Source organism: Bradyrhizobium yuanmingense, from assembly GCF_029167105.1.
Lineage (GTDB): Bacteria > Pseudomonadota > Alphaproteobacteria > Rhizobiales > Xanthobacteraceae > Bradyrhizobium > Bradyrhizobium yuanmingense_A.
This window is the reverse complement of record NZ_JARFML010000007.1, coordinates 1-16,984: the sequence shown is the minus strand read 5'-3', so window position 1 is coordinate 16,984 and position 16,984 is coordinate 1. Positions and strand designations below refer to the sequence as shown.

Below are 16,984 nucleotides of genomic sequence, written 5' to 3'. Positions count from 1 at the left end.
ATATCGACCCAACAGGTGTTGGAGCGGGTGAAGGGAATCGAACCCTCGTATTCAGCTTGGAAGGCTGCTGCTCTACCATTGAGCTACACCCGCGTCGGGCGATCCCCTAACACGGCTCGGCGGCGGTCTCAACTGCCCGGTCGGCGGCTTTTCGCGGCTTTGCCCAGACGGCAGGCTCCGACTTGACCGCCCGCCCCTTAACAGCGAGGGGATCGCCGCCTATATTGGAGACTTCCGAAACCAACGAAAGGAGGTGATCCAGTGTCTTATCTCAAGCGCTGTCACCTCGCTGGGATCGCCCGCTAGGCTTTGATTGGGCTTGGCATCGGGGCGCTCTCAGCCCTGGACCAGCGAGCAAGAAATCGGGCGCGACGGGGCTTCCCCGCCGCGCCTTTTCTTTGGATGTCTCTCTCTCAGATTTCCTTGGAAATGGGATCGGCCGGGTCATCCGGCGCGAAGCCGCTCGCGCAGCGCGACGGCGGCGATCAGCATGCCGACGCACCAGGCCACGACCGCGCGATGCGGCGCCTCGCCGAGCAGCACCGTGAACAGGCTCGTCAGAAGGCAGGGGACGATGGCCTTTGAGGTCCGGCTCATCAGCGCGAGCAGGAACGGAATCGCCGCGATCGATATCTGCAGGAGGTCCATTTCGAACGCCGGTCTCGGCGAAAGGCTTCAGAAGCCGAAGATGCCGAGCACGCGCCGCCGTTTGCCGCGCCGGCTCTCGACAATTCGTTCGCCGCCGTTCTCGGCCGAGCTGCCGTAATAGCGGTGGTGGCCGGCCTGGTCGTGCAGATCGGCCGGCTCCGATTGTCCCGCCCGCCGCGCGTCGCAGATGATCTTGATGGTGTGACCCGACATTGCCGCCTCCAGCAAAGAACTTGTTGTTTGTGGTTCATCAGTCGCGACCCGTTCCGGCGGCGTTCATGTGGCAAGGGCGCAATCGGGTTTCAGGACGGTTTCACCGCTTGCCGGCCACGCAATATTTTGCTTCGAGTGTCGGCACGGGCCGCCATGCCACGTCCTCAGGACTTGCGCAGAAACAAAAGCAGAAAAGAACGAGGTGACGATGCTGTACGCCATCCTGGCCTATCACGTGGAAGACGAGGTCCTGTCCTGGACGCCGGAGCAGGACGCCGCGGTCGTCGCCAAAGTCATCGAGGTTCAGGCGCCGCTGCGGGCCAGCGGGCAGTTTGGACCGGCGGCCCGGCTGGATGAGACCCGGAAGGCCCGCACCTTGCGGGGCCCCGGCGCGGGAATGGTGCTGGACGGGCCGTTTGCCGAGACCAAGGAGCAGCTTCTCGGCTTCCACTTGATGCAATGCGCCTCCGAGGAGGAGGCGATCGAAGCGGCGCGGAAGCTGCGCGCGGTCAATCCGACGGCGGTGTACGAGATCCGCCCGGTCAAGCTTTACGTGCCGGCCGATGGGTTCGGCGCGACATCCGGCTGAGCCCTACGCGTCCGGCCCGGCCCCCTTGGGAAGGAAGCGCCGGATCACGATGCCGCCGAAAGCGATGAACCAAAGGAAGGGTGCGGCTTGCGGCGCGAACGCCGCAACGATCGTGCCCGGGATGAACACGGCGACCGGAAACAGCGAAGCCATGATCTCGCGGCCCCAGCCGCGCAGGATGGCCCACCACAACAAGGCATTGAGCCCGGCGATCGTGGTCAGGTGCAGGCCGTAGAGCACCGCCACCGCGCTGCTCATGGCGTAGTTGGTGTAGAGGCCGTTGGTGACCGGCAGCAGCACGATCGAGAGCAGGAAGAACAGATTGAGGATGACGTCGCCACGAGTGCCGATCGGCTGGCGCGCCAGTCGGCGGTGATGGCTGATCCAGAACACGCCCGCGATGATGAAGCTCAGCGCCAGCCCAGCCAGCTTGCCCGAATAGACATGGGCCAGTTCGCTCCAGCCAGGGGCGCTCGTGAACACCGCCGACTTCGGCAGGTCGTAGGCCAGCAGCGTCATGGCGACGCCGAAAATGGTGTTGCTGAGCGACTCCAGCCGCCGCATCTCGAATTGTTCGGGCTTGAGCTCGGTCATCTCGCCATGGGGTGCTGGAACCAAAGGGCCGTCTTCCCCCTAAATCCTAATTCCAGTTCCGTCCAGCCGCATTGCGATTCGCGCCGGGATCGCCGAGTCTCATCCTTTCACCGGGGCGATTCGTGGCGACATATCTGGACACGCTCAATGCGGAGCAGCGCCGCGCCGTCGAGCATGGCATGGCCGATGGGGCAATCGTGGGCGGCCCCCTGCTCGTCATCGCCGGTGCCGGCTCCGGCAAGACCAACACGCTCGCGCACCGCGTCGCGCATCTGATCGTCGCGGGCGCCGATCCCCGCCGCATCCTGCTGATGACGTTCTCCCGCCGCGCGGCCGCGGAAATGGCCGGAAGGGTCGAGCGCATCGCGCGCAAGGTGCTGGGCGAGAACAACGCCGCGATCATGCGCGATGCGCTGACCTGGGCCGGCACCTTCCACGGCATCGGCGCGCGGCTCCTGCGCGAATATGCCGAGCGGATCGGCGTCGATCCCGCCTTCACAATCCATGACCGCGAGGATTCTGCCGACCTGATGAACCTGGTTCGGCACGAGCGCGGCCTGTCGAAGACCGAGAGCCGCTTTCCGGCCAAGGGCACCTGCCTGTCGATCTATTCCCGCTGCGTCAATGCCGAGATGGAGATCGAGAAGGTGCTCGCCCAGCATTATCCCTGGTGCGCGGGCTGGGCCGCCGAGCTGAAGGGTCTGTTCGCCGCCTATGTCGAGGCCAAGCAGGCCCAGCACGTGCTCGATTACGACGATTTGCTGCTGTACTGGTCGCAGATGATGAGCGATGCGCTGATCGCCGAAGAAATCGGCGGCCGCTTCGACCACGTGCTGGTCGACGAATATCAGGACACCAACCGTCTGCAATCCTCGATCCTGCTGGCGCTCAAGCCCGACGGACGCGGCCTCACCGTGGTCGGCGACGACGCGCAGTCGATCTATTCGTTCCGCGCCGCCACCGTGCGCAACATCCTGGACTTTCCGCAGAGCTTCTCGCCGCGCGCGGAGATGATCACGCTCGACCGCAATTACCGCTCGACGCAGGCGGTGCTGTCGGCGGCGAACGGCGTGATCGGCCTCGCCCGCGAGCGCTTCACCAAGAACCTCTGGACCGACCGCGCTTCCGGGCAAAAGCCGCAGCTCGTCACCGTGCACGACGAGGCCGACCAGGCGCGCTACATCGTCGAGGCGGTGCTGGCGAACCGCGAGCAAGGCGCGCTGCTCAAGCACCAGGCGGTGCTGTTCCGCACCTCGTCGCATTCGGGTCCGCTGGAGATCGAGCTGACCCGCCGCAACATCCCCTTCGTCAAGTTCGGCGGGCTGAAATTCCTCGATGCCGCGCATGTCAAGGACGTGCTGGCCCTGTTGCGCTTCGCCGAGAATCCGCGCGACCGCGTCGCCGGCTTTCGTATCCTGCACCTGCTGCCAGGCGTGGGCCCCGCGACCGCACAGCGCGTGCTCGACCAGATGGCGGAGAGCACCGACCCGCTCGCCGCGCTCGGCCGGCTGCCGGGGCCGGCGCGCACGGGCGAGGACTGGACCTGTTTCGTCCGCACGGTCGAGAACTTGCGCTATTCGGAATGGCCCGTCGACCTCGAACGGGTGCGGCTCTGGTATGAGCCGCACCTCGATCGCATGCACGAGGATGCCGAGACGCGCCGCGCCGATCTGATGCAGCTCGAGCAGATCGCGAGCGGCTATGCCTCGCGCGAGAAATTTTTGACCGAGCTCACGCTCGATCCGCCGGATGCGACCAGCGACAAATCAGGTCCACCCTTGCGCGACGAGGATTACCTGATCCTCTCCACCATCCACTCCGCCAAGGGCCAGGAGTGGAAATCGGTGTTCGTGCTCAACGTCGTCGACGGCTGCATGCCGTCCGATCTCGGCGCCGGGACCAGCGCCGAGCTCGAGGAGGAGCGCCGCCTGCTCTATGTCGCGATGACCCGCGCCAAGGACGATCTCCACCTCGTCGTGCCGCAGCGCTTCTTCGTGCACGGCCAGGCCGCCAGGGGCGACCGCCACGTCTATGCCTCGCGCACCCGCTTCATCCCGGAGCAATTGGTCTATTTGTTCGAGCGCACGGCCTGGCCGAAGGCAGCAAGCGGCGCCGCGCGCAGCGCGGCGCAGGGGCCGAAGATCGACATCGGGGCAAGGATGCGCGGGATGTGGCGGTAGCGCTGCCGCGGTCAAGCAAACGGAAACCGAGCATTTCCGAAATGCTGCCTTGTGACGGTGCACCTGCCCATTAAGTGTCGTCCATGCTCCCACAGAGACTTGATCGATGACCGCACCGCTCGAATTCGGACTGGATACCTTTGGCGACGTCACCAGGAACACCTCAGGCGACATGATCCCGCATGCGCAGGTGATCCGCAACGTCGTCGACGAGGCGGTGCTGGCCGACGAGCTTGGGCTCGACTTCATCGGACTCGGCGAGCATCACCGCGCCGATTTTGCGATCTCCTCGCCTGAAACCGTGCTCGCGGCGATCGCATCGCGCACGAAGCGCATCCATCTCGGCTCCGCCGTGACGGTGCTGTCTTCGGACGATCCCATCCGCGTGTTCCAGCGCTTTGCCACACTGGATGCGGTCTCGAACGGACGCGCCGAGGTGATCCTCGGCCGCGGCTCGTTCACCGAATCCTTCCCGCTGTTCGGCTTCGACCTGCGCAAATACGAAGAGCTGTTCGAGGAGAAGCTCGATCTGTTCGCCGCGCTCTTGTCGCAGCAGCCGGTCACCTGGCAAGGCAAGCTGCGTCCGCCGCTGAAAGATCAACTGGTCTATCCGCCGGTCGAGAACGGCAAGCTGAAAACCTGGATCGGCGTCGGCGGCAGTCCGCAATCGGTGGTGCGCGCCGCGCATTACGATCTGCCCCTGATGCTCGCGATCATCGGCGGCGATCCCGCGCGCTTTACGCCTTACGTCGAGCTCTATCACCGCGCATTCAAGGAATTCGGCCGCCCGGCCCAGCCGATCGGGGTGCATTCGCCGGGCTACGTCGCCGAGACGGACGCGCAGGCGCGTGAGGAACTGTGGCCCGATTACAAGGCGATGCGCGACCGCATCGGCAAGGAGCGCGGCTGGCCGCCGATGGGACGCGACGAGTTCGTCCACGAGGCCGAGCACGGCTCGCTCTATGTCGGCTCGCCCAAGACGGTGGCGCGCAAGATCGCGAAGACGGCGAAGGCGCTCGGCCTTTCGCGGTTTCAGCTGAAGTATTCGGCGGGGCCGTTACCGCACGAGAAGCTAATGCGGAGCATCGAGCTCTACGGGCGGAAGGTGGTGCCGATGGTGCGGGAGATGATGGGGTAGCGGTTTCGGAGCGTGTTCGCTCACCAGAGTCTCTTCTTCGCGAAGGCGTGGCCCGAACCAGATTTCAAGTAACGCTCAAACGCACGTGCCTTCGCGATGTCCGAGAAGGCCACGTAAGTCACCAGTCGCCAGGGCATGTACTTCGACCTGTGCGGTGACTTGCCTGCATTGTGGTTTGCCAAGCGCTGCTTGAGATTCGTCGTCAGGCCGATATAACGCTGACCTACGAACGCTTCGCTCTCCAGAAGATAGACATAGTGCATCGACGCCGCCCTCCTTCGCCAAGGCTTCGGAGGGCATCCTGCTTCGCGCAGTGAAAGGCTACAATCCTGCGAAGCGCGTCAGCGCGAAGCAGGATGGTGGGGGAGGCAGGACTCGAACCTGCGAAGCCATGAGGCGGCTGATTTACAGTCAGCTCCCTTTGCCACTCGGGACACTCCCCCGCTCGACGGCAGCACAATCGGGCCGGACCTTGCCGGCGGACCGAAGACGGCCATGGAACGTGAAGGCCGCGACAGCCCGGATCGGGGCGCGACCGGGCGCGTTTATGGGCGAAGCGGTGGGGCAAAGTCAACCGAGGCAGGCAGCTAAAATCGCCCTCGCAGGCATCGAAATTGCCATATTCCGGAACCCATGACAGAAGCGAGCCCATGAAGGATCGAAAATTCGGCCCCAAGGGGGCTCGCGGCGGGGCTAAGCCCTTCAACAGGCCCGGAAAATCGGCCGGCCGGCCGGCCTGGCGCGACCGTGATTCGCAAGGCGACGGCCCGGTCATTCTCTATGGCTGGCACACCGTCACCATGGCGCTCGCCAACCCGCAGCGGCGGATCCGCAAGCTGACCCTGACCGAGAACGCCGCGCGGCGGCTGGCGGACGAAAACATCGCGACCCCCATCGCGCCCGAGATCGTCCGTCCCCAGGAGATCGACCGGCTGCTGTCGCCCGACGCCGTGCATCAGGGCCTGCTCGCCGAGGCCGATCCCCTGCCCTCGCCGGACATCGAGACGCTCAAGCAGGAAGGCATGGTGCTGGTGCTGGATCAGATCACCGATCCCCACAATGTGGGTGCCATCCTGCGCTCGGCCGCAGCCTTCGCTGTGAACGCGATCGTCACCACGGCGCGTCACAGCCCCGAGGCGACCGGCGTGCTCGCCAAGGCCGCCTCCGGCGCGCTGGAGCTTGTGCCTGTCGTCACGGTGCAAAATCTCGCCCGCGCCTTGACGGCGTTGAACGAGCGCGGCTTCCAGACGGTCGGTCTCGACAGCGAAGGTACCGAGGATCTCTCGAACGTCGCATTGCGCGAGCCGCTCGCGTTGGTGCTCGGGGCCGAAGGCAAAGGCTTGCGGCAATTGACGCGCGAGACCTGCAGCGTCGTGGCGCGGCTCGACATGCCAGGCGAGATCAAGAGCCTCAACGTCTCGAATGCGGCCGTACTCTCGCTTTATGTCGGCGCGACCCGGCTGGGGCTGATGAAGCGCTAGCGCTTAGGGCACCGCGCATATCCGGACGATGCCATACTAGCCCTGTTTTGCCCGACGGATCAATTCGAGATCTCTGTTTTTCCGAAATCTGGGCTCGAACAACGGGCTAATGAGCGATGCTCGCTCATCTCGCGCACATTGCGCTTCAAGTCCTTGATTTCCCTGTTGCCGGCTACTGTGCATGGGGTTGTTTTCAAGATAAAGCAAAACGCCCGTCCGCATCACGCGAACGGGCGTCTCTTCACTCGACCGATCAGAGATCAGTAATAGCGGCGCAGCACGCGGTGACCGCCATAATAACGCGGCGCATGGCGGTGGGCGTAGCCGTAGCGGTGAGCATGGCCGTAGTGCACGCGCGGCAGATAGCCGTAGCGCGGGCCGTAGCCGTAGCGATAGGGACGGAAGTACGGGCGGCGATAGGGATAAGCGGCCGGCGGCGCGACCGCAGCGGCACGATAGCCATAGCCATAGCCGTAATTGGCGGGCGCGACGACCGCGTCCTCGCGATAGGTCGGATACGGCGCGAAGGCGCCCGGACCTGTATAGGTCGGACCCTGATTGACGTAGTAATATTGCGTGGTCGGTTCGGCGAGACGCTCATAGGTGCCGTAGCCGTAACCATACCCGTAGCCGTAACCGCCGCAGCCGGTGTTGCAGCCGGAATAGACCGGCGCAATCGGCGCGCAGGTGGTGAAGCCGCAGGCCGCGGCAGGCGCGGTGGCGGCGAACATCACGGCAGTTGCCGCGACCAGTCCCGAAATCATCTGACGCATTACTCTCTCCTGTTGATTTCCGTTTTTGGTTTTGACGTTCTCAACCCGGCGGCCTGCCGGGGATCTCTGTGCGCGGCCGCGGCCGAGGCGGCCGAGGACGGTCGTTGATCTCGGGCGCGTAGATCACCGGCGGCGGATCGACGGGCGGATCCATCTGCACCGGCAGCGGCGCGGACGATGCGCCCCAGCTCTGGTGGTAGCTCTCGGCGGGCTTGGGCAATTTGCGGTTCGCCGGCGGCTCGACCTCGAGCCGGCCGTAGCCCGGTCGCAAGCCCAGCGTCGGATAATAATGGCCGACGTGGTCGGGCTGCCGCTCGGCGATATAGCGACCGCCATAGATCGTGGGCTGCACCTGCTGGCCCTTGCCGAGGCCCCAGGTGCCCTCGACGACGGCGTAGGACGCATCGATGTTGTTGATAATGATCGGCACGCCGGGACGGCCGGGAACGACGACCTCGAAGCCGGCTGCAAACGCCGTCGCAGGCAGTCCGATCAGAAAGGCGGCGAGTGCCACGGCACGCATGAGGAGACCCCGGTTATCCGGGCGCAACCTAACCGATCGCGACGCAGAGAGAGTTAAGGCCTGCTCACCAATTTCCGGTAAGCCTAACGTGCAAGGATTGCGCGCCGCTCAAATGCTGCACGGCGAGCTAGCGAAGCGTTAACGGCGCGGAACCGCGCGGCTGGAACACTCACGCTGCTCACATCGGTTTGACGGCTCGCACCCGAAAAATCCCAGGGTTGCATCGGAACGTCCCGCGCCGTCAGCGTTTAGCTCCTGTCAACAAAATGGGAGCGAACAACCATGACCATCAAGCTTCTCGGGGCCACGGCGATCGCAGCGACCATGCTGGCAGGCTCTGCCATGGCGCAGACCGTCGTCAACAATCAGGGCCGCTGCTCGGCGCAATTCCCAAACGCCAACTGCCAGACTTTCGGACCGGGACAGGCCACCACCGAGAGCGGCTATCGCCATCGCCGCGCGGCCTATCGTCAGGCGAACCGCGACTGGAATAACGACTGGAACAGGAGCCCCACCGGCTTCTGGCCGACCGACGTTGCGGCTGGCGCAGCGGGCGCGGCGGCCGGCGTTGCAGGCGCTGCGATCGGCACCGCCGGTGCGATTGCCACCGCACCATTCCGCGGCTGGGACAATTCCTACGCCTATGACAATTCGTGGGACCGCGGCTGGGACAATCGTAGCTGGGACAGGCGCAGCTACGCCGAACGCAATGGCTTCGTCTGTACGCCCGGCACCTGGTTCAAGGGCGCAGACGGCCGCCGGCAACTCTGCCAGTAAGGCCGCTTGAGCCGACCGCGACACATCGGGCGGCCCGCGCGGCCGCCCGATTCGCGTCCTGCGACGACGTCCTCCCGCTTCTGGCACTTTCCGATCAAGTCTGGTATTGCGGCGCGCACGGGTGGACGGCCCCGGCGCGAGCCGAGCTCCGTCCCTGCCTCTTGAGGCATCGCCGGCTTAGCTCAGCGGTAGAGCAGCGGTTTTGTAAACCGAAGGTCGGGGGTTCAATCCCCTCAGCCGGCACCAGCAGAAACCCCCTGCAATACAGGCGTTTTCTGAATTTTTAGCCTTCTAATCCCTCGGCGCAGGAAATCAGCGAAAGCCCGATTTGGGTGCACATTTGGGTGCACTTGCGATTAGTGGCGTGCACCTTGGACCGAACGCCAAGAGGTGCACCTCTTGGATGTGAATTTGGCGTCGGCACGTGTCTACTCGCGACCTCAGCCATTCTGCCGAGAGCCGCGCGACAGCTGGCCGGATCATTGTTGCGGCTGTAAGCGTCCAGGAGATCGGCGCCCCCTCGCAGCCCCGTTCTCTCAATCTCCGAGCGTTGGCGGATTTTTCGCGAATCCCGGAGCGTGCGGCGGCAGGTTCGTTTCGATGTCGTCCAAGAGTATCTTTGCATTCTCGACGGAGGCTTCTTCGAGAAACTCATTCGCCTCGCCGTGTTGATCTATGAACAGTTGAAGCGCGAGCTGCACGGCCTGGAGTTTTGGAATTTCGGGCAGGAGTCGCACGGCGATCGCGGCATAGAGTTGCGGTGTTTCGAGGTCCTTCGGGTTCACGGCATCGAGTATCGTTGCCTGCACATGGTCCCACACCTCGTCGGGATCATCCAGGTCATAATCGGGCTGCGGCATGAGTTTCGGCTCCTTTGGTTCGATCCGTCTCCAGCGTTCTGTAACTAGCATGCGGGCGAACGCTGGATGCGCCCGTTTCTTGACCTTGATCCAGGCACGACTGTGAATAACCGGGAAAAACATCCCAATCCTCGTATCACTACCCTGCATTGTGCCATCGTGTGCGCCTCCCCGATTCGCAAAGGTCAAAGCCATGAATGACAACAGCGAAGATTTTAGCTGGCAAGACGCAGACGCTGTAGTCGTGCGCCAGCAGGACGCCATTGCCGTCTACAGTAACCCGGATGGTGACCTCGTGATCAGGCGTCGCCGCGCATGGGATGAAGAGGATGATGTGTGGATCGTGGTAGGGCAGGCTCAAATCCGGACCGTCATCGAAGCAATGGAAAGGGTTTTTAAGGAAGTTCAAAACCGGTGAAGGTGGGGCATGTTTGATGAGCTTCGGTATCGTTGGGCGCTAAGGAAATTTCTGAAAGGGCACCATGCGGCGCGCCGATCATACGATCAGACGCCAGATGAGCCAGACCCAGACGGCACTAATTTTTCCAAATACTCGGCAGGCAAAGCGCTAAATTTCCAATCCACCATGCTGGACATGTTTCGATCCAAATATCTTTTGGATCAGGCAGTCAGATATCACGTTCCTATTCCAACGAAGGAAGAGGATTGGCAGCTGCATCCCTATGCTACCGCTCCCGAAGAACGCTACTTGACGGCGGCGGCGGCTCAAAAGCTGCGGGCTGATATCCGGGCAGAGCAAAAGGCTGATTGGGATTACTGGGCGAACAGAGTTACCTTGGGACTAGCTCTGATCGGCAGCATCTTTGGTGTTTTGGCTTACTTCAACAAATGATCATAGGAAGAAAGTTGATGGTCGCTCGTCGGCATCATTTTCTGCCGCAATGCTATCTCAAGGGCTTTAGCCGACCGAAAAAGCGGGGCAAGACACACCAAGTTGTGGTGTTTGATCGAGACGGCAAATCGTTCACGTCTAACATTCTCAACATCGCCGTGGAGCAAGATTTCAACCGGGTCGAAATCGACGGCCACGCCCCGGATGTCTTCGAGCAAATAATGGCTGCCTTTGAAGGTGAGCTTGGTCCTGCACTCAATCGCGTGCTTCAGGCCCGCAATCTGCGAAACGCAGAAGATCGAACTATACTATTCAATTTCCTCGGGCTCATTGCAATTCGAAACCCGCGATTTCGCGAGACATTCCGTGAATTCAATGAGCAGGTTCTCAACCAAATGATGAACCTCGTCACCGCCGACAAGGATAGATGGCAAGCACAACAAAAAAAGATGCGCGAGAGGGGTTACATTACGAGCGACTCAAAGCACGTCTCTCATGAGGAGATGCGGGATTTTGTTCGCAGGAAAGAATATCGGATCGAGCTCAACACGGGATTCCACATAGCCAGCGAATTGAAGGGTTTTGACGCCATCCTTCCCACCTTGTTCAAACGCAAGTGGGTCAGCCTCACTCCTCCCGCCGATTCAAGCGGCTTCATCACCTCTGATCATCCTGTTTGCTTGATGTTTTCCGATCCAAAAATGCGAGGGAAGTTTTACGGACCGGGGCATGGTGTCGCTGGCACCGAAATCATTTTCCCTGTCGGCAGGCGTCTGGCGGTTGTCGGAGCTTTCGAGCTTGAAGAGGATGAGATCGAGTTGACGGAGGAAAACGTTGCCCGCGTGAATGGCGCGGTTGTGGCGTATGCCGAGCGTCAAGTTTACGCGCACGATACAGAGTTCACCTACTCTCGTCGGGACAATGAGAAGCCGCGCCGAGGCGCAGAATTAGTGAATGATCTCCTCTTTCGGCGAGCGAGGGGCAGTTAGCCGTACTTGCTGCTGACGTTGCCCCCCGTGCGCGGGGCGAGGTGCTGGCGCTACACCTTGGCGACGACGCGACCGATGATGCCGATGCCGAGCACCTCGTACCTCGACAGCTCGGCGAAGAACGTCGCGAGTACGGCACGGCCCGAATGTCCGCTTTCCCTCAGCAGCGGGCGTCAATGCGGGTATCGCGGCAGGGCCGTTAAGGGCCAATTCCGGACATCAGCCGCCTGTAAAGTCTCCAGCAACGATCTGTTAATTGTGAGCGCGTGCTTGGCGTGCGATTTGGAAGATTACCGCTTAAGTTGTGATCAACATAATCGAAAGCGTTAGTGCAGATCGCATGCAATCGATGGTTCGGCTGTGAAGCATCCCAATCCAAGAAAACATCGATCCATTCGGCAACTCCACTGGAGTCCGGATCGTGCAGGCATTGTATGGATGCTGGTGTCAGCATTTATTGCAGTCGCCATCTTTGCGACAGTTGTCATTTATAACCCATTTCTGCCACAGCGGAACTCCAATGCGGGCTTTGGACCGGACTGGGATTGCACGCCTCACCCCAGCGGCGAGCCCACTTGCATCAAGAAGATCGGGCGGTAAATCAGCCCCATACGTGCGGCCATTGAATGAGGCAACATGTCCTATGAGATGGTGAAAGATGCCGCCAATCAAGTGAGGATCGGGTCTATGGCAATAGACAAAGAAGCCTCTCGAATCTGGCGCGGTCAGATCAGAGATATTTTGAATCAGCAGTGGGACCCAATTGGCGGATGTCCCGCCGATGAATACGATGGCTATGTTGGTACTATCGCCGCCATGGTTCGCGACAATGCGACCGACGAGGCTCTGATGAAGTATCTCGAATGGGCTAGTCCGTCCACATGGGCCTTGGCCGGTTTGATCCCGAGCGCGCTAGGACGGTCATCGCGTCAGTAAGAGCACTTGGCACGGCGCCGTAGCTGGAAGGCGTCCCACTGAACTTCCGCTTCGGGTCATTCACGTCGGTTTGGGCGAGTCTCGTCTGCGTGGCTAGTCATCGTGTGGTGGCTGGGATGCTGCCCGTCCCTTGGTGCGGTCCAATACCAAGCCCCAAACGTGACCAAGCAATAGTCCGGGTAGCCAACCGGCGCAGAAGCCAACGAAACCCGTCAGGACAAAAAGGATAGCGTAGGTGATGGTGAACCACGTCGGCGGCGTCAAGAACCGCGCGGGCAACAAGAGAGCTAGAAACACTAATGCGCTGATTATCGGCGGCCCAGCGCTTTTCCGAAAGTAGAGGCCGAAGATCGAGCCGACGATGACGCCGACAAGAAACCAGACCTGCACCTGAGGCTGACGGGCGTACTCTGAAGTGATCGCCCAAAATTCCGTCATGCGCAGTTCTCGCTTCGCTGCGAACCGTGAGCAATTGCTGATGCTGCGAGAAATTGCAGGACTGAAAGGCGACGAATGTTGTGCATCGCAGGCTGACCCGTTCGACGAAATTGGACTGGGAAAGCCTTACCACAAGATCGATCTCTGGTCTGCTTAGGGTCAAAACCGGCAATGCTCTGACTGAGCAGAGGATTCTGCTTAGCCACCAACAGCCGACTTCTGCGCCTCAGCCTCGGCCAGCGCGCGATCAACCAGCAACTCGACGAACGAGGCGACCGACAGCCCGCGCATCGCGGCGGCCCGCTCCAGGGCCGCCCTGCGCGAATCTGGAATCCGAATCCCGATCGGGAAATTATTCTCCGAATTGCCGCTCATTCGCTACCGCTTCGCACGCCGAAGGGCGCGCAACTGATCGACGATCGCGCCGTAGTCGGTCTGCGGGACGGTCCTGGCCCAGGTGTCCGAACGTGCCTTCTCGGCAGACTGGTGCTCTTTCAGGGCCTCCAGGCGGGCCGCTTTGGCTGCTGCGGTGGTACGGCCATGCGTGACCGCACGCTGGTTGCCGAGCAAAGCTTGCCGCTTGCGTTCAAACCTGATGACGCGGCGTTTGGCGCCGGACGGGCCGGGCTTGGAGGCGTTCATAACTGTGTTTTCCACCATCTCGGGATACCTGCGGCCTCTCCATTTGGACCCCCGGACCGGTCGCGGGGGCCGCCGCGTCTAGATTTTACTCGCCGCCCCCCGGTCAATGAACAGCGGGCGGCTTTTCGGCTTCGACGCGATCAGCAAGTCGCCGCAGCATGTCGGCTGCTCCGGGGCGGCCGACGGCGGCGACCATCTCGGCGACGGCAGCGACGATCATGGCGTCGGCGACGACCTGCGGCGTCATGTGCGCCGAGAGAAACCGAAAGATCTTATCGGCGGCTTCGCTTGCAACTTGGCTTTCGATCATGACGCGCGGCCTGCGATCAGACTAGCAGTGTTCTCAGCCGGCGTCGTAGCAGAACGTCGCGGCGTCGCAATCATCGCTTCGAGATCGGCGATCCTGCGGCGCATCCGCTCGAATTGACGTTCGATTTGCTCGCGCTCGGTTTTCTGCGCGCGGCCAACTTCCTCGCCGATCATACCAGCGAAATTTTCCAGGTCTGCTTGTGTCACCACCACCATTCTCCCGCTTATGAGTTTCGTCAATCACGTCCAATCCGCCCCGTCGACATAAGCCACCGCCGTCGAGCGGCGCTTTGCAAAGGCAAGATCATGCATGATGCGCAGCGCGACAGTCGCAGTCTGCCAGAAGCTGCGCACGGGGTCTGCCGTGGTCGGGCCTGTGTCGTTGACGATCTCCAACGGCGTATCGCTCATGTGAACGACGCCGTCGCTGCCCTCAACAATGTCCGGCGCTTCATCGATCGCGACGAGCAGTCCCGCGCCGTCGGCCGCGATCACGCGATCGGCCGGCAGGGCGGCGCTCGGCACCATGTCGATGCGGGCCGCAAGTTCTGGTGCGATGATGCGCAACCGCGCAAGTCGCGCCGGGGCCGCTATGAAGGTGACGGCGCCGGACCCGCCAGTCGCAACGGCGGAGGCTAGCGCGGCGAGATCATCCTCGGCACCGGCCTTGCCCGCAGCGATCGAGGCAGTGATCGGCGAGACGCCGTGCAACAGGCCCTCATGGGCCGATGCCGAGCCGGCGGTCGTTGCGAAGAACGCGGCATCGATGCCGGCGGCGACATCTTCGCGAAGCATCCGCTCAAAAATCGCGATGGCGTCGGAGCGCTTGCCGAGTTCGCGGCTCCACGCGATGATGTGAGCCATCTCGCGCGCCGGGCCAATCTCGACGTTGCTGAATGCAGCCGAGCGGATCGGGATCGCGCCGCTCTCGGAAACCCATGCAGGCGCGACAGGGGCACCGGTGCGGGCGGGATAGACGGCCGACACACTCGTGCCCAGGCGAGCCGGGACAGCCTGCGCGATCAAACGCGAGGCCCCGCTGTAGGCGCCAAGGTCCGCCAGGAACGCGCCGAAACTCTGTTCTGCGAGTTCTGCAGCCCAACCGGTCGTCGTGGTCGAGCCGGGCGTCGCGTTGGCGCGGTTCAAGATCAGGGGGGCCACCTCGCACCCAAGGCGTTCCAGGACTTGATCGGTGTCGACGCCCATCGCCCTCCCTTGCGCGACCGCGAAGGCGGCCCGGACAAACGGGAGATGTTTCGGAGCGCCGAGGGCGCCGGGGCGGGGGCGAATAGTAACTGGTTTATGGGTCATGCCGCGAATATTAGCAGCCGCAAAACCTAAAACTGTCACGCGTGACTCAGCCGCCTCGGGTCAAAAGCGGTAAAGCTCAACCCGAGCAGATGCTTTCCCGCTTTGGGGATCCATCGTTACTCAACCTTAAAGTGTTGCTTGCTTGTTTACCAGTCGCGCTTAGACTTACCGCCATGACGCCCCGCCGCTGGATCATTGTAATCGCCGCGTTCATTCTCATGATCGTGATGTCTGCGGGCATTCTGCGTTCTGCCCTGCATTTTTGGCATCAGTGGCGACTCGCAAGCCTCTTGAATGGACCTCCGCCTAGCGACGAGGTCCTGACGACTGACGATTCGCTGACGGCCCTTAACAAGCGCGCCCGTCAGGCCAAGCGCTCACATGACTACCAGCGTGCGGTTGACCTTTACACCCAAGGATTGGAGGAGAGCTCGTATGGCGCCGACGCTCGCCGCGCCCTGCTCCGCCAGCGGGCCTTCGCCTATGAGGATTTGAAACAGTACGACCGCGCTGAGGCCGACTACAACGCCTCCTTGCAGATCGAGCCGCTTGATCCCTCCTTCTATGCCAAGCGCGGCTTCTATCTTATCAGGCGCGGACGTTACGACGATGCGCTGGCCGATTTCCGCAAGGGTGGCGAACTTGTTCCTAGCGACGGCACCTTCCCGTTCGGCGAAGGCGAAGTCTATGCAGAGCTCGGGCAGCATGAAAAATCGGCCGAACTGTACAGCGAGGCGATACGACGGAACTCTCAAGTCTGGCGCTATTATCGCGAGCGCGGCAGTGCTTACAACCGTCTCGGCAAGTTCAAGGAGGCCAAGGCCGACTATGACAAGGCTCTGGCTCTCGCTCTCGGCTATTCAATTCCAATCCCGCGCGAAGCTGCCGACTCCAATCTTGGACGCGGCTACGCGTCGTTGCGTCTCGGTCACTATCAAGACGCGATCGCCGATTTCGACGCGGTGTTAAGGGTCGTGCCGCGATCGAGCACTGCGCTGGCGTGGCGTGGTACTGCTTACCAGAGCCTTGGCAAAAGCAATGAAGCGGTTGCCGACTTCAAGGCGGCGCTGGCGATTGATCCAAAGAACGCGAATGCCATGGACGGACTCAAGTCGTTGGGCGTGCCGGCGCCCTAGGTTACATACCGGCGCCGGTTTAGCTCGCTCTCGTCGGACGTGTGTCCGGCTTTTTGGCCCCAAGCCGCGCGGTTAAGGGATGTCCGCTATTCCGCCGCTGTCGGGCGTAGAGCAGACATCGACGCGCTGATCCGCGGCAAGCGTTTATGAGAGTACACGCCCTAGCGCGCGTGAGCGTCGGCCATATCTTCGACCCACTGCGCGAACGCTTCGGCGATCCGCGCACGATTTTCGCTTTCGTGCATTTGCAAGTATCCCTTGTCCACCAAGAGGTCGACGACATCCAGCCCGACACGGCAGGCGACGATGTACTCGCCGAGCCGCTCGCGCTGGCGCTGATCCTGTTTCCGCTGGGTTGCCGTGCGAGCCCTGGCACTCACGATCCATTGTTCCTTTTCGAAGTTGTCGGGCGCGCCTGTCGACGCGCCCCATTGATTTCGACGACCGACGTTCCGACGAAGTGGAAAAGGTGAGCGGGAAGTCGCGTCAGCATTTCAAAGTTTCTCCCTTACCCCGACCTCCCCCTGCTGGGAGGGCGCGGTGCTACCAGCACCGCGCCCCCTTCCAGCAGCAGGGGGGGTATGGGGGGAGGGG

24 protein-coding genes and 3 tRNA genes are annotated in these 16,984 nt (G+C 62.2%); 12 read left to right on the top strand and 15 right to left on the bottom strand.

Annotated features, from left to right (window positions below):
• Window positions 1–19: 19 nt before the first annotated feature.
• The 3 genes from P0R31_RS10995 to P0R31_RS10985 form a co-directional block, all read right to left on the bottom strand.
• Window positions 20–93, bottom strand: a tRNA-Gly gene (locus P0R31_RS10995).
• Window positions 94–444: 351 nt separating this feature from the next.
• Window positions 445–648, bottom strand: coding sequence for a hypothetical protein (locus tag P0R31_RS10990; protein WP_275514097.1), 204 nt, complete (start codon window positions 646–648; stop codon window positions 445–447).
• Between the two features lie 27 nt (window positions 649–675).
• The gene (locus P0R31_RS10985; protein ID WP_275514096.1) at window positions 676–861 is read right to left on the bottom strand and encodes a hypothetical protein; all 186 of its coding nucleotides are present in this window, start codon (window positions 859–861) and stop codon (window positions 676–678) included.
• Window positions 862–1,069: 208 nt separating this feature from the next.
• Here P0R31_RS10985 and P0R31_RS10980 point away from each other — a divergent pair, with 208 nt between their 5' ends.
• Complete coding sequence (locus P0R31_RS10980) at window positions 1,070–1,450, top strand: YciI family protein (RefSeq protein ID WP_275514095.1); 381 nt, start codon at window positions 1,070–1,072, stop codon at window positions 1,448–1,450.
• Window positions 1,451–1,453: 3 nt separating this feature from the next.
• Here P0R31_RS10980 and P0R31_RS10975 read toward each other — a convergent pair whose 3' ends face one another.
• Entirely contained in the window at window positions 1,454–2,044 is a 591-nt protein-coding gene (locus P0R31_RS10975; RefSeq protein WP_275514268.1) for a TMEM175 family protein, read from the bottom strand.
• 122 nt (window positions 2,045–2,166) lie between these two features.
• Here P0R31_RS10975 and P0R31_RS10970 point away from each other — a divergent pair, with 122 nt between their 5' ends.
• A complete protein-coding gene (locus tag P0R31_RS10970) occupies window positions 2,167–4,224 on the top strand; it encodes an ATP-dependent helicase (RefSeq protein ID WP_275514094.1) in 2,058 nt (685 codons plus the stop codon).
• A 106-nt stretch (window positions 4,225–4,330) separates the two neighbouring features.
• Window positions 4,331–5,362: an LLM class flavin-dependent oxidoreductase gene (locus P0R31_RS10965; protein WP_275514093.1), complete on the top strand. Its 1,032-nt coding sequence runs from the start codon at window positions 4,331–4,333 to the stop codon at window positions 5,360–5,362.
• A 20-nt stretch (window positions 5,363–5,382) separates the two neighbouring features.
• Here the strand turns inward: P0R31_RS10965 and P0R31_RS10960 are convergent, their stop codons facing one another.
• Together P0R31_RS10960 and P0R31_RS10955 are read right to left on the bottom strand one after the other, a co-directional pair.
• Window positions 5,383–5,625 carry a GIY-YIG nuclease family protein gene (locus tag P0R31_RS10960; RefSeq protein WP_275514092.1) on the bottom strand — a complete coding sequence of 81 codons (243 nt, stop codon included), beginning with the start codon at window positions 5,623–5,625 and terminating at the stop codon, window positions 5,383–5,385.
• A gap of 94 nt (window positions 5,626–5,719) precedes the next feature.
• Window positions 5,720–5,805: transfer RNA gene (locus tag P0R31_RS10955), tRNA-Tyr, on the bottom strand.
• A gap of 207 nt (window positions 5,806–6,012) precedes the next feature.
• Here P0R31_RS10955 and rlmB point away from each other — a divergent pair.
• Window positions 6,013–6,843 (top strand): 23S rRNA (guanosine(2251)-2'-O)-methyltransferase RlmB, encoded by an 831-nt coding sequence (rlmB, locus tag P0R31_RS10950; RefSeq protein WP_275514091.1) that lies wholly within the window; start codon window positions 6,013–6,015, stop codon window positions 6,841–6,843.
• A gap of 260 nt (window positions 6,844–7,103) precedes the next feature.
• Here the strand turns inward: rlmB and P0R31_RS10945 are convergent, their stop codons facing one another.
• Together P0R31_RS10945 and P0R31_RS10940 are read right to left on the bottom strand one after the other, a co-directional pair.
• Window positions 7,104–7,616 (bottom strand): hypothetical protein, encoded by a 513-nt coding sequence (locus tag P0R31_RS10945; protein WP_275514090.1) that lies wholly within the window; start codon window positions 7,614–7,616, stop codon window positions 7,104–7,106.
• A 40-nt stretch (window positions 7,617–7,656) separates the two neighbouring features.
• Complete coding sequence (locus tag P0R31_RS10940; protein ID WP_275514089.1) at window positions 7,657–8,139, bottom strand: hypothetical protein; 483 nt, start codon at window positions 8,137–8,139, stop codon at window positions 7,657–7,659.
• Window positions 8,140–8,421: 282 nt separating this feature from the next.
• Here P0R31_RS10940 and P0R31_RS10935 point away from each other — a divergent pair, with 282 nt between their 5' ends.
• Both P0R31_RS10935 and P0R31_RS10930 read left to right on the top strand, forming a co-directional pair.
• Complete coding sequence (locus P0R31_RS10935) at window positions 8,422–8,916, top strand: hypothetical protein (protein WP_275514088.1); 495 nt, start codon at window positions 8,422–8,424, stop codon at window positions 8,914–8,916.
• 171 nt (window positions 8,917–9,087) lie between these two features.
• Window positions 9,088–9,162 (top strand) — tRNA-Thr (locus P0R31_RS10930).
• Between the two features lie 290 nt (window positions 9,163–9,452).
• Here P0R31_RS10930 and P0R31_RS10925 read toward each other — a convergent pair.
• Window positions 9,453–9,899 carry a hypothetical protein gene (locus tag P0R31_RS10925; RefSeq protein WP_275514087.1) on the bottom strand — a complete coding sequence of 149 codons (447 nt, stop codon included), beginning with the start codon at window positions 9,897–9,899 and terminating at the stop codon, window positions 9,453–9,455.
• 70 nt (window positions 9,900–9,969) lie between these two features.
• Between P0R31_RS10925 and P0R31_RS10920 the strand changes: the two genes are divergently transcribed.
• The 4 genes from P0R31_RS10920 to P0R31_RS10905 all read left to right on the top strand — a co-directional run bounded on the left by P0R31_RS10920 (window position 9,970) and on the right by P0R31_RS10905 (window position 12,554).
• Complete coding sequence (locus tag P0R31_RS10920; RefSeq protein ID WP_275514086.1) at window positions 9,970–10,194, top strand: hypothetical protein; 225 nt, start codon at window positions 9,970–9,972, stop codon at window positions 10,192–10,194.
• A gap of 9 nt (window positions 10,195–10,203) precedes the next feature.
• Entirely contained in the window at window positions 10,204–10,629 is a 426-nt protein-coding gene (locus tag P0R31_RS10915; protein WP_275514085.1) for a hypothetical protein, read from the top strand.
• Between the two features lie 17 nt (window positions 10,630–10,646).
• A complete protein-coding gene (locus tag P0R31_RS10910; RefSeq protein ID WP_275514084.1) occupies window positions 10,647–11,618 on the top strand; it encodes a DUF4238 domain-containing protein in 972 nt (323 codons plus the stop codon).
• Between the two features lie 636 nt (window positions 11,619–12,254).
• Window positions 12,255–12,554 (top strand): hypothetical protein, encoded by a 300-nt coding sequence (locus tag P0R31_RS10905; RefSeq protein ID WP_275514083.1) that lies wholly within the window; start codon window positions 12,255–12,257, stop codon window positions 12,552–12,554.
• A 93-nt stretch (window positions 12,555–12,647) separates the two neighbouring features.
• On the opposite strand, the gene P0R31_RS10900 is transcribed toward P0R31_RS10905, so the two are convergent.
• The 6 genes from P0R31_RS10900 to P0R31_RS10875 all read right to left on the bottom strand — a co-directional run bounded on the left by P0R31_RS10900 (window position 12,648) and on the right by P0R31_RS10875 (window position 15,149).
• Complete coding sequence (locus P0R31_RS10900) at window positions 12,648–12,992, bottom strand: hypothetical protein (protein ID WP_275514082.1); 345 nt, start codon at window positions 12,990–12,992, stop codon at window positions 12,648–12,650.
• 198 nt (window positions 12,993–13,190) lie between these two features.
• Window positions 13,191–13,367, bottom strand: coding sequence for a hypothetical protein (locus tag P0R31_RS10895; protein WP_275514081.1), 177 nt, complete (start codon window positions 13,365–13,367; stop codon window positions 13,191–13,193).
• A gap of 3 nt (window positions 13,368–13,370) precedes the next feature.
• Window positions 13,371–13,634, bottom strand: a complete 264-nt coding sequence (locus tag P0R31_RS10890; protein WP_275514080.1) for a hypothetical protein — start codon at window positions 13,632–13,634, stop codon at window positions 13,371–13,373.
• Between the two features lie 103 nt (window positions 13,635–13,737).
• Complete coding sequence (locus tag P0R31_RS10885) at window positions 13,738–13,944, bottom strand: hypothetical protein (RefSeq protein WP_275514079.1); 207 nt, start codon at window positions 13,942–13,944, stop codon at window positions 13,738–13,740.
• The gene (locus tag P0R31_RS10880; protein WP_275514078.1) at window positions 13,941–14,159 is read right to left on the bottom strand and encodes a hypothetical protein; all 219 of its coding nucleotides are present in this window, start codon (window positions 14,157–14,159) and stop codon (window positions 13,941–13,943) included. The genes P0R31_RS10885 and P0R31_RS10880 overlap by 4 nt, the downstream gene beginning before the upstream one ends.
• Window positions 14,160–14,183: 24 nt before the next feature.
• Window positions 14,184–15,149: a phage major capsid protein gene (locus tag P0R31_RS10875; protein ID WP_275514077.1), complete on the bottom strand. Its 966-nt coding sequence runs from the start codon at window positions 15,147–15,149 to the stop codon at window positions 14,184–14,186.
• A gap of 278 nt (window positions 15,150–15,427) precedes the next feature.
• Between P0R31_RS10875 and P0R31_RS10870 the strand changes: the two genes are divergently transcribed.
• Together P0R31_RS10870 and P0R31_RS10865 are read left to right on the top strand one after the other, a co-directional pair.
• Complete coding sequence (locus P0R31_RS10870) at window positions 15,428–16,390, top strand: tetratricopeptide repeat protein (protein ID WP_275514076.1); 963 nt, start codon at window positions 15,428–15,430, stop codon at window positions 16,388–16,390.
• 170 nt (window positions 16,391–16,560) lie between these two features.
• Window positions 16,561–16,863, top strand: coding sequence for a hypothetical protein (locus P0R31_RS10865; protein ID WP_275514075.1), 303 nt, complete (start codon window positions 16,561–16,563; stop codon window positions 16,861–16,863).
• Window positions 16,864–16,984: the final 121 nt, after the last annotated feature.

Bases quoted from the DNA above. Each gene is read 5' to 3' on its own strand.
- P0R31_RS10990 (WP_275514097.1), bottom strand. From the start codon at position 648: ATGGACCTCCTGCAGATATCGATCGCGGCGATTCCGTTCCTGCTCGCG.
- P0R31_RS10985 (WP_275514096.1), bottom strand. From the start codon at position 861: ATGTCGGGTCACACCATCAAGATCATCTGCGACGCGCGGCGGGCGGGA.
- P0R31_RS10980 (WP_275514095.1), top strand. From the start codon at position 1,070: ATGCTGTACGCCATCCTGGCCTATCACGTGGAAGACGAGGTCCTGTCC.
- P0R31_RS10975 (WP_275514268.1), bottom strand. From the start codon at position 2,044: ATGACCGAGCTCAAGCCCGAACAATTCGAGATGCGGCGGCTGGAGTCG.
- P0R31_RS10965 (WP_275514093.1), top strand. From the start codon at position 4,331: ATGACCGCACCGCTCGAATTCGGACTGGATACCTTTGGCGACGTCACC.
- P0R31_RS10960 (WP_275514092.1), bottom strand. From the start codon at position 5,625: ATGCACTATGTCTATCTTCTGGAGAGCGAAGCGTTCGTAGGTCAGCGT.
- rlmB (WP_275514091.1), top strand. From the start codon at position 6,013: ATGAAGGATCGAAAATTCGGCCCCAAGGGGGCTCGCGGCGGGGCTAAG.
- P0R31_RS10945 (WP_275514090.1), bottom strand. From the start codon at position 7,616: ATGCGTCAGATGATTTCGGGACTGGTCGCGGCAACTGCCGTGATGTTC.
- P0R31_RS10940 (WP_275514089.1), bottom strand. From the start codon at position 8,139: ATGCGTGCCGTGGCACTCGCCGCCTTTCTGATCGGACTGCCTGCGACG.
- P0R31_RS10935 (WP_275514088.1), top strand. From the start codon at position 8,422: ATGACCATCAAGCTTCTCGGGGCCACGGCGATCGCAGCGACCATGCTG.
- P0R31_RS10925 (WP_275514087.1), bottom strand. From the start codon at position 9,899: ATGTTTTTCCCGGTTATTCACAGTCGTGCCTGGATCAAGGTCAAGAAA.
- P0R31_RS10920 (WP_275514086.1), top strand. From the start codon at position 9,970: ATGAATGACAACAGCGAAGATTTTAGCTGGCAAGACGCAGACGCTGTA.
- P0R31_RS10915 (WP_275514085.1), top strand. From the start codon at position 10,204: ATGTTTGATGAGCTTCGGTATCGTTGGGCGCTAAGGAAATTTCTGAAA.
- P0R31_RS10910 (WP_275514084.1), top strand. From the start codon at position 10,647: ATGGTCGCTCGTCGGCATCATTTTCTGCCGCAATGCTATCTCAAGGGC.
- P0R31_RS10905 (WP_275514083.1), top strand. From the start codon at position 12,255: ATGTCCTATGAGATGGTGAAAGATGCCGCCAATCAAGTGAGGATCGGG.
- P0R31_RS10900 (WP_275514082.1), bottom strand. From the start codon at position 12,992: ATGACGGAATTTTGGGCGATCACTTCAGAGTACGCCCGTCAGCCTCAG.
- P0R31_RS10895 (WP_275514081.1), bottom strand. From the start codon at position 13,367: ATGAGCGGCAATTCGGAGAATAATTTCCCGATCGGGATTCGGATTCCA.
- P0R31_RS10890 (WP_275514080.1), bottom strand. From the start codon at position 13,634: ATGAACGCCTCCAAGCCCGGCCCGTCCGGCGCCAAACGCCGCGTCATC.
- P0R31_RS10885 (WP_275514079.1), bottom strand. From the start codon at position 13,944: ATGATCGAAAGCCAAGTTGCAAGCGAAGCCGCCGATAAGATCTTTCGG.
- P0R31_RS10880 (WP_275514078.1), bottom strand. From the start codon at position 14,159: ATGGTGGTGGTGACACAAGCAGACCTGGAAAATTTCGCTGGTATGATC.
- P0R31_RS10875 (WP_275514077.1), bottom strand. From the start codon at position 15,149: ATGGGCGTCGACACCGATCAAGTCCTGGAACGCCTTGGGTGCGAGGTG.
- P0R31_RS10870 (WP_275514076.1), top strand. From the start codon at position 15,428: ATGACGCCCCGCCGCTGGATCATTGTAATCGCCGCGTTCATTCTCATG.